Source organism: Colwellia demingiae, assembly GCF_007954275.1.
GTDB classification, from domain to species: domain Bacteria; phylum Pseudomonadota; class Gammaproteobacteria; order Enterobacterales; family Alteromonadaceae; genus Colwellia; species Colwellia demingiae.
Genome location: NZ_VOLT01000006.1, coordinates 283933 through 297401 on the forward strand (window position 1 = coordinate 283933; position 13469 = coordinate 297401).

General features: G+C 37.4%; 14 protein-coding genes and 1 other RNA gene. 7 read left to right on the plus strand and 8 right to left on the minus strand.

Annotation, left to right across the window (positions count from 1 at the left end):
• The first annotated feature begins 56 nt into the window (after positions 1-56).
• Positions 57-524: an Lrp/AsnC family transcriptional regulator gene (locus ESZ36_RS13755; RefSeq protein WP_011044568.1), complete on the plus strand. Its 468-nt coding sequence runs from the start codon at positions 57-59 to the stop codon at positions 522-524.
• A 118-nt stretch (positions 525-642) separates the two neighbouring features.
• On the opposite strand, the gene dnaJ is transcribed toward ESZ36_RS13755, so the two are convergent.
• The 4 genes from dnaJ to grpE all read right to left on the minus strand — a co-directional run bounded on the left by dnaJ (position 643) and on the right by grpE (position 5419).
• Complete coding sequence (gene dnaJ / locus ESZ36_RS13760; RefSeq protein WP_146788940.1) at positions 643-1779, minus strand: molecular chaperone DnaJ; 1137 nt, start codon at positions 1777-1779, stop codon at positions 643-645.
• Between the two features lie 220 nt (positions 1780-1999).
• On the minus strand, positions 2000-3916 hold the full coding sequence (dnaK, locus tag ESZ36_RS13765; protein WP_146788941.1) for a molecular chaperone DnaK: 1917 nt from the start codon (positions 3914-3916) through the stop codon (positions 2000-2002).
• 222 nt (positions 3917-4138) lie between these two features.
• The gene (locus ESZ36_RS13770) at positions 4139-4630 is read right to left on the minus strand and encodes a peroxiredoxin family protein (RefSeq protein WP_146788943.1); all 492 of its coding nucleotides are present in this window, start codon (positions 4628-4630) and stop codon (positions 4139-4141) included.
• A gap of 159 nt (positions 4631-4789) precedes the next feature.
• Positions 4790-5419 (minus strand): nucleotide exchange factor GrpE, encoded by a 630-nt coding sequence (gene grpE / locus ESZ36_RS13775; protein WP_146788945.1) that lies wholly within the window; start codon positions 5417-5419, stop codon positions 4790-4792.
• A 157-nt stretch (positions 5420-5576) separates the two neighbouring features.
• Here grpE and nadK point away from each other — a divergent pair, with 157 nt between their 5' ends.
• From nadK to ESZ36_RS13790, 3 genes are all read left to right on the plus strand, one after another.
• Positions 5577-6458, plus strand: coding sequence for an NAD(+) kinase (nadK, locus tag ESZ36_RS13780; protein WP_146788947.1), 882 nt, complete (start codon positions 5577-5579; stop codon positions 6456-6458).
• Positions 6459-6588: 130 nt separating this feature from the next.
• Complete coding sequence (gene recN / locus ESZ36_RS13785; protein ID WP_146788948.1) at positions 6589-8274, plus strand: DNA repair protein RecN; 1686 nt, start codon at positions 6589-6591, stop codon at positions 8272-8274.
• Between the two features lie 194 nt (positions 8275-8468).
• The gene (locus tag ESZ36_RS13790) at positions 8469-8903 is read left to right on the plus strand and encodes an outer membrane protein assembly factor BamE (RefSeq protein WP_146788950.1); all 435 of its coding nucleotides are present in this window, start codon (positions 8469-8471) and stop codon (positions 8901-8903) included.
• 104 nt (positions 8904-9007) lie between these two features.
• Here the strand turns inward: ESZ36_RS13790 and ESZ36_RS13795 are convergent, their stop codons facing one another.
• Both ESZ36_RS13795 and ESZ36_RS13800 read right to left on the minus strand, forming a co-directional pair.
• Positions 9008-9403: an RnfH family protein gene (locus ESZ36_RS13795; protein WP_146788952.1), complete on the minus strand. Its 396-nt coding sequence runs from the start codon at positions 9401-9403 to the stop codon at positions 9008-9010.
• A 2-nt stretch (positions 9404-9405) separates the two neighbouring features.
• Positions 9406-9846 (minus strand): SRPBCC family protein, encoded by a 441-nt coding sequence (locus ESZ36_RS13800; protein WP_146788954.1) that lies wholly within the window; start codon positions 9844-9846, stop codon positions 9406-9408.
• A 174-nt stretch (positions 9847-10020) separates the two neighbouring features.
• Between ESZ36_RS13800 and smpB the strand changes: the two genes are divergently transcribed.
• Both smpB and ssrA read left to right on the plus strand, forming a co-directional pair.
• The gene (gene smpB / locus ESZ36_RS13805) at positions 10021-10509 is read left to right on the plus strand and encodes an SsrA-binding protein SmpB (protein ID WP_011044578.1); all 489 of its coding nucleotides are present in this window, start codon (positions 10021-10023) and stop codon (positions 10507-10509) included.
• A 131-nt stretch (positions 10510-10640) separates the two neighbouring features.
• Positions 10641-10990, plus strand: a transfer-messenger RNA (tmRNA) gene (gene ssrA / locus ESZ36_RS13810).
• Positions 10991-11263: 273 nt separating this feature from the next.
• Here ssrA and ESZ36_RS13815 read toward each other — a convergent pair.
• Together ESZ36_RS13815 and ESZ36_RS13820 are read right to left on the minus strand one after the other, a co-directional pair.
• Entirely contained in the window at positions 11264-11464 is a 201-nt protein-coding gene (locus ESZ36_RS13815; RefSeq protein WP_146788956.1) for a hypothetical protein, read from the minus strand.
• Between the two features lie 116 nt (positions 11465-11580).
• Positions 11581-12261, minus strand: a complete 681-nt coding sequence (locus tag ESZ36_RS13820) for a Rossmann-fold NAD(P)-binding domain-containing protein (protein WP_146788958.1) — start codon at positions 12259-12261, stop codon at positions 11581-11583.
• Positions 12262-12688: 427 nt separating this feature from the next.
• Here ESZ36_RS13820 and ESZ36_RS13825 point away from each other — a divergent pair, with 427 nt between their 5' ends.
• Complete coding sequence (locus ESZ36_RS13825; protein WP_146788960.1) at positions 12689-13246, plus strand: phosphoribosyltransferase; 558 nt, start codon at positions 12689-12691, stop codon at positions 13244-13246.
• Positions 13247-13469 lie beyond the last annotated feature (223 nt).

Below are 13469 nucleotides of genomic sequence, written 5' to 3' on the forward strand. Positions count from 1 at the left end.
CTGCATTAAGTGTAGTATTTACTTTAATGAAGCGGTAATAAACTTATAGGTGACAAATGAAGAAGCTCGATAGCATCGATTTACAAGTATTGACCATACTATATGATGATGCAGATATTACGAATAAAGAACTTGCAGCCAAAATAGGTATTGCCCCGTCTACATGTTTAGAGCGAGTTAAACGCTTAAAACTAAGTGGTGTGATTAAAGGTGCATTTATCGATGTTAATTTAAAAACTATCGGCGGTAATATAGAAGCAATTGCCGCAATTCGTTTACAACCCTATTCTGAGCAGATTGTTAATGGACTGCGTGACGATTTATTAATGCACCCTGAGATACTCAATTTATACCACATGGGTGGTAGTTATGATTACTACATTCATATGTCGGTAAAAGATAGTGAGCATTTACGTCAATTTGTCTTTAAAAACATTACGTCTCGTGATGAAGTGACGACCGTAGAAACATCATTAGTATTTGAACATAGCCGCAGCGGTATTTTACCCAATTTCGACGAGTAATTGCTGTCTTAAGCTCTAACAAATAAATGATAAATATCAGTCATAAAAAATCCCGCAGTTATTGTTAAATAACGCGGGATTTTTATTTTGATGCTCTAATCAGCTAAAACTAAAAGTCTTAGCTTTTAAGATCATCAAAAAACTTCTTAACACCATCAAAAAAGCCACTTTCTTTTGGACTATGTTTCTTGCTGCTACTCGCCATCTTTTCTTCTAATTGACGTAATAAATCAGCCTGATCACCTGATAAGTTAACTGGCGTTTCAATAACCACTTTACACATTAAATCACCCGTAGTAGAACTACGTACAGACTTAACGCCTTTCCCACGCAAACGGAACATTTTTCCAGTTTGTGTTTCTTTAGGAACTTTTAACTTAACTTTACCACCCAGTGTTGGTACTTCAATATCACCACCTAAGGCAGCAGTAACAAAGCTAATCGGCACTTCACAATATAAGTGATTTTCATCACGAACAAATATTTCGTGATCTCGAACATTTACTTGTACATATAAATCGCCTGCTGGTGCGCCATGTTCACCGGCTTCACCTTCACCTGATAAACGAATTCTATCGCCTGTATCAACACCCGCTGGGATTTTAACTGATAACGTTTTAGTTTTCTCAACACGTCCTTGACCGCGACATGAAGTACACTTATCAGTAATAACTTTACCCTTGCCGCTACAAGTAGGACAAGTTTGCTGAACAGCAAATAACCCTTGACGCATTTGTACTTGGCCATGGCCATGACAAGTGCTACATGTTTTAGCAGAAGTACCTTTTTTAGCACCAGAGCCATCACAAGGCTCACAACTAACATAAGTCGGTACTTTGATTTCTAAGCTTTTACCTTTAACTGCATCTTCAAGTGATAAATCTACGTTATAACGTAAATCTGAACCACGTTGCTGACGCTGACGTCCACGACCACCGCCGCCGCCTCCAAAAATATCACCAAAAATATCGCCGAAGTCTTGACCAAATCCACCACCATGACCACCGCCGCCACCACCGTTACCACCTTGTTCAAAAGCAGCATGACCATACTGGTCGTAAGCAGCACGCTTTTGGTCGTCATTGAGGATTTCATAGGCCTCTTTAACTTCTTTAAACGTTTCTTCTTTAGACTTATCACCTTGAGTACGATCTGGGTGATATTTCATTGCTAATTTTTTATAGGCTTTTTTAACTTCTTTCTCAGAGGCGTCTTGGCTAACCCCTAATGTTTCATAATAATCACGTTTTGACATAAATCGGTTTCTTTACTTCAAGTTGATTGAGACTAATTTTCTTCATTATTCTGAAAATTTTGATAAAAAATCAAGAAAATTAGCACCAAGTTAAAATTATGTTCGAATACTTTACATACAAAAAGCGTCGAGAAATATCGACGCTTTATTTTGATGACATAGTCTAACTCTTTTGCTTGCTAAGATTAAGTAATAAAACCTAACCTTAGCGAATCAAAAATTACTTGTCGTCTTTAACTTCTTCAAACTCAGCATCAACAACATCGTCTGCAGGAGCTGCGTCAGCTTCTTGAGCACCTTCAGGAGCGCTTTGAGCTTGTTCTTTAGCTTGAGCAATTTCCATTAACTTAGCTGATGCTTCCATAAGTGCTTGAGTTTTAGCTTCAATTACTTCTTTATCATCACCTTTAACTGCTTCTTCAAGCTCAGTTAATGCTGCTTCAATTTTTTCTTTATCTTCGCTTGGTAACTCTTCGCCTGCTTCTTCAACTTGCTTGCGAGTCGCGTGAACCATGCCATCAGCTTGATTACGTGCAGTTACTAGCTCTTCAAATTTAGCATCAGCATCAGCGTTAGCTTCTGCATCACGTACCATTTGCTCTACTTCTTCATCAGATAAACCAGAAGAAGCTTTGATAGTGATTTTTTGCTCTTTACCAGTATTCTTATCTTTAGCCGTAACGTGCAAGATACCATCAGCATCAATATCAAAAGTTACTTCGATTTGTGGTGTACCACGTTGTGCTGGTTCAATACCTTCAAGGTTAAATTGACCTAAAGATTTGTTTGCTGAAGCTTGCTTACGCTCACCCTGACAAACATGAACAGTTACCGCAGCTTGATTATCGTCAGCTGTTGAGAATGTTTGTGATTGCTTAGTTGGGATAGTAGTGTTTTTGTCGATAACCTTAGTCATCACACCGCCCATAGTTTCGATACCTAATGACAATGGTGTAACGTCTAATAAAAGAACGTCAGTCACATCACCAGAAAGAACACCCGCTTGAATCGCTGCACCAGAAGCTACTGCTTCATCAGGGTTAACGTCTTTACGTGGCTCTTTACCGAAGAAATCAGTAACGGTTTTTTGAACTAGTGGCATACGAGATTGACCACCAACCAAAATAACATCATCAATTTTGCTTACTGATAAATCTGCATCTTTAAGCGCTTGTTTAAGCGGCTCTAAAGTTGCTTTAACCATATCTTCAACTAATGACTCTAATTTAGCACGAGTCACTTTGATGTTCATGTGCTTAGGACCTGAACCATCAGCAGTGATGTAAGGTAAGTTAACATCTGTTTGTTGTGCTGAAGAAAGTTCACATTTAGCTTTTTCTGCTGCTTCTTTTAAACGCTGCATTGCTAAAGGATCAGACGTTAAGTCCATGCCTTGGTCTTTTTTGAATTCAGCTACAAGATAGTTGATTAGACGGTTATCAAAATCTTCACCACCTAAGTGAGTATCACCATTAGTCGCTAGTACTTCAAAAGTATGTTCGCCATCCATTTCATCAATTTCAATGATTGAAATATCGAATGTACCACCACCTAGATCGTAAACCGCAATAACTTTATCGCCTTCTTGCTTGTCCATGCCGTAAGCAAGTGCAGCTGCAGTAGGTTCGTTGATAATACGTTTAACTTCAAGACCAGCAATACGACCAGCATCTTTCGTTGCTTGACGTTGTGAATCGTTAAAATAAGCAGGAACAGTAATAACAGCTTCAGTTACGGTTTCACCTAAGAAGTCTTCAGCAGTCTTCTTCATTTTCTTAAGAACTTCAGCTGAAACTTGTGGCGGAGCAATTTTCTCGCCTTTAACTTGAACCCAAGCATCACCGTTATCCGCTTTAACAATACCAAATGGCATAATATCGATGTCACGTTGTGTTTCTTTATCTTCGAAACGACGACCGATTAAGCGTTTAATTGCATATAAAGTATTTTCAGGGTTAGTCACAGATTGACGCTTAGCAGGTTGACCTACTAATGTTTCGCCTTCAGCTGTATAACCAATGATTGAAGGAGTTGTGCGATCGCCTTCTGCATTTTCAATAACACGTACACTGTCGCCATCTAAAACAGCAACACATGAGTTAGTTGTTCCTAGGTCAATACCAATAATTTTGCCCATCTTGGGAGCTCCTATTCATAAATCTTTATCTAAATAGATAAAGTAATTTTGATTAAATTGTTTGTTGAATAATAAGTGGGGTCAGCAAAATGCTTTTCAATGGATAAGTTTAAAAAAATTGGCTTTTTGTTAAGATTTAAGCAAAAAGTAGTTGGAAACAGGTAATGTTACTAGAGAACATTACCTTTAGCGGAGTTTTGACCCAGAAATCTACATTATTGATTATTTTTTAATTATTTCTTGTAGCGCTAAATCAAAACGAGGATCAGCTTTATCTGAACTGGAGGTTTTCCAAATTATTTCATTTTTACGATTAATAAAAAATGTTGTTGGGGTTCCTCTAACGCCATAAAGTTTAGCAACCTCTTCTCCCATTACCCCAGTTAAAAAAGAGTAACCTCTGCGATTAATTTCGTCTTGAGGCAATGCACCTTCATCTTCATTAAAGCTAATTGAAATGAGTTCTACACCTTGTGCTTGATATTTTTTCTGCAGTGCAACTAAGGTTGGTTGTAATTTTTTACAATAAGGACACCAAGTTGCCCAAAAATGTAAAATAACAGGCTTGTTTTTATACTGTTCTAAACTAATCACCTCTCCATTTTGAGTTTTCAGTTGCCAAGGTTTTGCTGTTTCACTGGCGTTTACAGTAAAACTTGCCCCAATAATTAAACTAACAAAAACAAAAAGTATCGTTTTAAAAATATGATTCATAGTAAACAGAGGATATATAAATGAATGGTATTGTAAAAGACCTAGTTTTCTTCAAGATATTTCAGAAATTTTCAATTTTTTTTATAAAATCAAAAAAAAAGCAAAAAAAAAGCAAAGAGTTAATCTCTTTACTTTTTTATTCAGTCATCGTTAATTTGATTACGCTGTAGCATCAACACTTGGCGCGGCTTTAGATACCATCACCATAGCAGGTCGAATTAAACGACCATTTAACTCATAACCTTTTTGCATTACTGCAATAACAGTATTTGGCGCTACTCCAGGTACTTCCTGCATTGACATTGCTTGATGAAGTTCAGGATTAAAAGGTTGATCTTGTGGATCAACGGCCTTCACACCAAATTTATCTAACGAAGTAATTAAACCTTGAAGCGTTAACTCAACGCCTTCAATAACACCTTTATTACTTTCATCTTCTTTATCAATATTTTGAAGCGCTCGTTCTAAGTTATCAACGCTTGTTAGCATTTCAGCAGCAAATTTCTCTAAAGCAAACTTACGTGCTTTTTCGACATCTTGAGCAGCACGACGACGAATATTGTCTACTTCTGCTTTGGCACGAATAACCGAGTCTTTTTGATCAGCAACGGTAGATTGGGCTGTAGCTAACGCTAACTCTAACTCGTTAATTTTTTCTTGCTCAGCACTAATAACATCATGGGCATGATCATGTTGATCTTCTACTTGCTCTTCAGCTTGTTGTACTATGTCATCTGCTAATTGCTCAGCACTTAACTCTTCTTTATTGCTTGTTGATTCTGTTGTCATGGAAAAACCTCAATTTTATAACTATTGGTGACATTATGGGGGCTCTCTAAAATGATTCAAGCTTGTTTTAAAAACATTTTGTAAAAAGTGAACTTTACAAGTGATCAAAATCCAGCGAAACTGCTCCTAACCCTAGCAAAATAAGTAAATTACCGTTATGGCTCAACACTATAAAACTATTGGCCTTATTGGCAAACCTAATCATGATGGCGCGAGCGCTACAATACAAACATTGCACAAATACTTATTAGCAAATGACTATCAAGTCATTGTCGAAGTGTCAGTGGCGCAATCGCTCGATATAAAAAAAATGAAAACCGGTACCTTAACTGATATTGGCGAACAAGCAGATCTCGCCATTGTTATTGGTGGTGATGGTTACATGCTCGGCGCAGCGCGCGTACTTGCTTGTTTTGATATTGGCGTAATCGGTGTAAACCGAGGTAACCTAGGTTTTTTAACCGATCTTTCTCCCGCTGAAATCATTGAGCCTTTAGAACAAATCTTGGCGGGCAAGTCACGCAGTGAACAACGCTTTATTATTGAGGCTGAAGTTTATCGTCACGGAAAACTAAAAAGTTCAAATAGTGCGGTTAACGAAGCGGTACTTCATGCCGGTAAAGTTGCAAGCATGATTGAATTTGAAGTTTATATTGATGGCACATTTATGTTTAGCCAGCGCTCTGATGGATTAATTATTTCCACACCTACCGGCTCAACGGCCTATTCAATGTCTGCTGGTGGACCTATTTTAACGCCCAACTTAAACGCACTATCACTCGTACCTATGTTTCCTCATACCTTAACAAGTCGACCTATTGTTGTTGATGGTAATAGTGAAATCAAACTGATACTAGCCAACGATAACCATGAAAACTTGCAAGTGAGTTGTGATGGCCATGTTATTTTAACGGTAATGCCTGGTGACGAAGTTATCATCAAAAAGAGTGAGTGCAGCATTCGATTGATCCACCCTTTAGATCATGATTACTTTAACGTATTACGAAACAAATTAAGCTGGGGTAACAAACTTTATTAGCCCTTCCATACTCTTTATGTATGAATAATAGCTATCAAAGTGAACAAATAGTTTTTAAATAAGCTTGAATAAAAACCAATACCTGTATAGATTAACAGTACTGGTTTTTTACTCATGCTTAAGGTTAACTATGCTACTGCAACTTAACATTCAAAATTTTGCCATTGTCCGTTCATTAGATATTGATTGGCAATCAGGCATGACGACGATTACCGGTGAAACTGGCGCAGGAAAATCAATTGCTATTGATGCGCTGGGTTTATGTTTAGGTGATAGAGCAACCACCAATGTTGTTAGACCAAACTGCAAAAAAGCCGATTTAGCGGCAACTTTTGAAATAAAGAAAAACAAAATGGCTCGTGCTTGGTTAAAGCAACATGAACTCGTTTCTGAGCATGATAGTGAATGTATACTTCGCCGTGTTATCTCCGCAGAAGGTCGCTCAAAATCTTATATCAATGGCAGCCAAGTTCCTTTAGTGCAATTAAAAGAAATTGGGCAGCTTTTAATTAATATTCATGGTCAACATGATCACCAGCTTATCGTTAAAGCGAACCAACAATGTCGCTTGCTTGATAATTATGCCAACCACTTACCTTTGCTCAGTGCAGTAAAACATTATGCCCAACAGTGGAATAAACTTAATAAAGAATTAGAAATGCTGCAGCAAAGCAAACAGCAGCGTGAAGCAGAACAACAACTCATTCAATACCAGGTAACTGAACTCGATGAGTTCTCATTACAGCCTGACGAGTTTTTAACGCTGGAAAAAGATTATAAACGCCACAGTAATGCGCAAGATTTATTGGACTCAACACTAAGCACATTACAAAGCTTATCCGAAAACGATAATTTTAATATCTTAGATTCACTTAGAGAATGTAGCGAAAATATCAATTCAATCGCACGCGTTGATAATCAACTGACTGATGTAGCCACTATCTTATCAGATACCTTAATTCAATTAGATGAAGCAAATAACGATTTAACGCACTATTATCAGCAACTTGAACTAGACCCTCAAAATTACGCTATCATTGAAGAACGGTACTCTACCGCAGTACAGTTGGCCAAAAAACACCAACTTTCTCCAGAAAACCTAGTTAACTTCCATAGCGAATTAAAACAACAGCTCGCCTCAATATCCGGTGATGAAACGCGCATTAATACTATTATTGAAGAATTAGAGCAGACAAAACTTCACTATATAGAAAGCGCTGAGATTTTATCAGCATCAAGACAAAAGTCGGGTAAAAGCCTGAGCAAACTGATTAGTAAAAGCATGCAAGAACTGAATATGCCCCACGGGCAATTCTGTATTGCCGTTGATAATAATAAAAAACAAGAAAATGGCAAAGATAGTATCAATACCAATGGTATTGATACTATTAGCTTTCAAGTTAGCATTAACCCAGGACAAGCGCTTGAAGCCATGCATAAGGTTGCTTCTGGTGGTGAATTATCACGTATCAGTTTAGCTATGCAGGTTATTTTGGCCGATAAAGTGATCACGCCAACACTAATATTTGATGAAGTCGATGTAGGTATCAGTGGCCCCACAGCGGCTATGGTAGGTAAAAAGTTAAAGCAGCTATCTAAAAATACTCAAGTTATTTGTGTAACTCATTTACCACAAGTGGCATGTAAAGGGCATCAGCAACTCTTTGTGAGCAAATTGACTGATGGTGAACTGACTGAAACTAAAGTTAGTGAACTAAATGAATCAAATCGGGTCAAAGAAATTGCTCGTTTGCTCGCGGGAGATAAAATATCTCAGCACAGTTTAGCAAATGCGCAAGAGCTATTAGCCAGCTAAGCTCATTTACTCACCATCGTTTTAGTAAAAAGGGATCCGGTAACTGGTGAACTACCTACTTTCATTGTCGTGATGCAAATAGAGTTTTTTTCACTGATGTAATAAATAGCTTTGAATCCGTGCTGGGCTTGGGTATTATCCCTGCTCACACTTTTAGCCTGTTTTTTTGAGCTACTTAAAGGTAAATAAATTTTATGTATTTTCGTGTTGCCATTGTTATTACTGCCCTAACCTTATCTGCCTGTTCTAGTTGGGTTTTTCGTTACGATGTTCCCCAAGGTAATTACCTTGAACAAAAGAGTATTGATAAACTACAAGTAGGTATGACCAAGGAACAGGTTAAATTTATTTTGGGTAGCCCTGTTGTTGTAGACGCTTTCAATAATGATACTTGGAATTATGTCTACAAGTTAAAGTCTGGTCGAAGCAGAGATTTCGACATGAAAAAACAATTTATTATTGACTTTTCTAATGACAAATTAGTATCAGCTTCAGGAGACTTTGAGTTATCCGATAAATTTAACACCCCTTTCAATGCTCCTACAGTAGAAACTGAACCTGCTAATGACAATAAGCCCAATGAAGAAGTAAACCCTGTTGTTAAAAGTAAGACTATTGATGGTAAATAGATAAGAAAAAATTAATGAGCTTTTAGCTTGGTAAAACTTAGCTACAAAAAAAACGGCATAAATGCCGTTTTTTTATATCTATTACAAACTAAGTATTTGTAGGTCTATTTTTTAGCATCAACTCTCAAAGGGTTTACACGACCGCCTGTTGTTTTATCAGCGCGTCCTTCTAATTTCGCTTTTTCCGCTCGACGCTTCCTAACATCCTTAGGATCCGCTATCAATGGACGATATACTTCAATTCTATCAAGATCGTTGACAACTTCTGATAGTTTTACCGCCCTATTCCAAACACCTACTTTATTAACTTTTAGGTCAATTTCAGGAAATAAGGCGATAACGCCTGATTCCAAAATTGCTTGTTCGACCGTAGAGCCCTCTGCAACCAATAAGGTTAGTATTTTTTGTTTGTGTGGAACACCATAAACAACTTCTATGGTTACCTTATCGTCGTTCACTGAACCATCAAGACTATTTAACTCACTGTTATCGACAGTCATAATTACACATTAACTCCGTAAATTTCTTTTGCGCGCTGGGTAAACACTTGCACTAAGCTATTACTAAAATGGCCAAATACTTTACCAAAAGCCAAAGAAACGAGTTTGTTTGAAAACTCATACTCTAACTCTAAACTAACCTTGCAAGCCTCATCTGATAAAGGCGTGAGTAACCAATAACCTTCAAGTTTTTTGAAAGGCCCATCAACAAGTGACAAATGAATTTTTTCATTAGATATCAATGTATTTTTAGTAGTGAACCACTTACTTAACCCACCTTTAGACACAAGTAACGCTGCGGTTACTGATTGCTCATCTTTATCTATAACCTTACTGTCATTACAATCAGGCAAGAACTTAGGATAGGCTGGGATATCATTTATTAACTGGTACATTTGATCAACACTGTACATAACTAAAGCACTACGACTTATGGTTGGCATTACTACTCCGCATGTTGCCCCCATTCAATGCCCGACATGATAGCAAAACCTCACAAAAAGCGCATTATTCTGCTAATTTTTATGTTAAAAATAAATTTTTCATGTAAAAGCAGTTTATTCTCAGTATAATCACCGCGTTTGCTGCTTATTGCGGTAAAGGAATGGATGATAAAGATGGCTAAGAAAAAATCAAAAAGCTCTAACAGTAATACTATCGCTTTAAATAAAAAAGCGAGGCACAACTATAGCTTAACGGACAAGTTTGAAGGCGGAATGAGCTTACAGGGTTGGGAAATTAAGAGTATTAGAAGTGGCAAAGTAAATATTTCTGACTGTTACGTACATATTAAAGACCGTGAAGCTTATTTATTAGGAGCTGAAATATCGCCTCTGAATGCAGCTTCTAGTCACGTTGTATGTGATCCAAATCGTGATAGAAAATTATTACTTAACCGTAGAGAGCTAGATAAAATCATAGCGGCTGTTGAACGTGACGGTTACTCTTTGATTGCAACGGCTATGTACTGGAAAGCCTGTTGGGTGAAACTCGAGTTTTACTTGGGTAAAGGTAAGAAAGATCATGATAAACGTTCCGATATTAAAGACAGAGAATGGGCTGTTGATAAAGGTCGTTTAATGAAGAATAAAAACTTAGATCGATAATTTGTTATGCTGTTTGTTAGGTAAGTGGTTAAAAAATACCACGTTGTCTATTTAACTTAAGCGTTGTATAATGCGATCCATAGGTATATCGAACCTATAATAGAAAAAAGAGTTAGAAAAGAAAAAACTTTGGGGCGGATCTAGGATTCGACAAGATTCATGAAACTCAAGGTGCATGCCCAGGGGCGGTTTGCCTGGTAAAAAGCCGCAAAACTATAATTGCTAACGACGATACGTTCGCACTAGCCGCTTAGGCTAGCCATCGCCTTGAAATCTCTCCTATTGGTTAGAGGATCGATGGTCACCCCAAATAGGATAGCGAGGGAAGCACGCTTGAGGCTGAACCGCGAAATAGTATCAAGCTCACCATGACGAAGCCTGTCGCTTGGCGTCTAATTGGTTAAATAAATGAGCGACTAAGCATGTAGTACCGAGAACGTAGGCTTTTTGGACGGGGGTTCGATTCCCCCCCGCTCCACCAAAAGAAGACCTTTTTAGTCTTTTAGTTATACCTAGTAACTTTTAGATTTGGCCGTAGACAAGCAATTGTTTATGATAAGAAACCGCTTAATTGCGGTTTTTTTATGTCTGAAATATAGGGCTTACAAATAGCGATCAATATTAGCTGCAAGGTTTATCCTCTTTGTCTCTGAATTATCTACTCCTATTTGCTTTGCCTATGAATCAATCGGTGTTCCCTACTAATGCAATAGCCACCGTAGAAAGTGATAAACCACAACCTTATGTTTTTCATTTATAACCCTAGTTGCTCCACTTCATTTAACGTCACAATGTAAGATAAGCTTGACCAACAAAGTGACATAAACAATACGGTTACTTCGACCTTATGCTTTTTGGTACCTCGGCGTACTGCGATTAAAATACCGATAGGAAGACCGATCAAAATAGGTGTAGAAGCCAACCCCAAAAGAGCAGACTTATCTGGAAATATCATGGTAGCAATTAGGGAGGCCGCAATAAATAAAAGCTCCTTCTTTTATAAAGAACCCAATTTTGGTTAACGCTTGTTATTCTTTCTAGTTCTTGTTGAAAGTAGGAAGTGGGATCTAATTACATGCATAAATTAAGTATTTGAGGTGTTCTTATGTGTTCTATCCGTTTGCTAATATTATTACTTTGTTGAGTCGCTAACTGAATAATAGCCTCTGCGACATCATATGCTTTCACCGGTTTAAAATCTGCTAACACACCCACCATTAAAGGACTTACCATGTTCAAAACACATTGAAGTACTTTCTCATCCTTTCTTGTTTCTTCACGAGAGCCGACTAATGACCCCGGATGCATAAAGGTAACTTTTTCAAACTCAAGTTGTTGTAACTCTGCTTCCATTTCCCCCTTACAACGGAGATAGTGCGAACGAGAACTGACAGAGGCACCTAGACAAGAGACAACAATGATATGTTTCACCCCAAACGAGTACATTTCTTTGGCAACGTTAACCACTAAATCAACATCAATCGCTCTAAGCTTTTCTTTGCTTCCTGCTTTTTTTAACGTTGTTCCTAATGTGAGCACACCAATAATTGGTGTGCTAGGTACATCACCTTCAGAAGGTATTGATAAATCAGGGCTCAACCATTGAGTCAGCTTGCTGTGCTCTATTGTAATAGGGCGACGTGACAGAGAATAGATATGGTCAACACTTTTATTGTCTAGTGCTAGCTCTACTGTCGATTTACCGATGAGCCCAGTCGCGCCAGCTATTACGATTGATAAACGGTTAGCCATAATATCCCTTAAATAAATAGTTATTTGCTTAAATTCCGTAAAAGAACAATAACACTTCATCCTAAATAAATCAGCCAGTCTACTTATGCATTGTGATCATTTGTAACCCTAAAGATCTTGAATGCATTAGCTAATAATTGATTAATAAACTTGAAGAGGCTTGAGACACTCTTCATTTACGAAGAACTAGCAGGCGTTGTTCTTTCTTTTTCACATACGATGAGGGATAAATAAAATAAAAATATTCAGAGCACTCCCTTACACTCCTACCGCTTAAAAAACATGCTCAGTACGATCACTTTAAAGCGCTTCAGTTTGATGTAATCGATACCCAAGTTATTTATAAGCACTCAAGCAGTACACTATTTTTATTTGTCGGGTTATAATCCCCCCTTAATTTATAATTTGTTAACAAGGTTTCCTCGGCATGGAAAAACGTTTTATTACCGCGCAAGAATTATTAGAAGATTCTTTTCGTGTAGCCGCTAAAGTATTTGAAGATGGCTTTCGCCCTCAGTTTATTGTTGGTATCTGGCGAGGCGGTGCACCGATTGGTATCGCTGTTCAAGAATATTTCGATTTCAAAAAAATAGAAACCGATCACATTGCTGTTCGTACTTCCTCTTATTACGGCATTAATCAGCAAAGTAAAGAAATTAAAGTACACGGCTTACATTACATTATTGAAAATGCTAATTCAGGCGATGGCTTATTAATCGTTGATGATGTTTTTGATTCTGGTCGCAGTATCGATGCCTTAATTAAACAGTTAAAGCAAAACATGCGTAACAATATGCCTCTTGATGTTCGTGTTGCTTGCCCTTGGTATAAGCCTCAAAATTCAAGAGTTGATTTTGCTCCTGACTACTATATTCATACTTCTGATGAATGGTTAGTGTTCCCACATGAATTATCAGGATTAACGCCTGATGAAATCATCAATGGCAAAAAAGATTTAGTCAATATTCAGGATTTATTAGTCTAACGGTTACTTACCTAACACCTAATGAATTATTAAAAGCATGTCATCGCGACATGCTTTTTTTTGGTCAATGAGAACTAAATACAGTCATTATTGATTATCCAAAACACATGTTATATCGCTTTAACTTCTGCAATCATGATGAGTTCTCCTTTTATTCATCACTTAAAACGACAAAAAAACAACAAAAAACATCAAAGTTGCATCCCTCATACTTACTAAATTT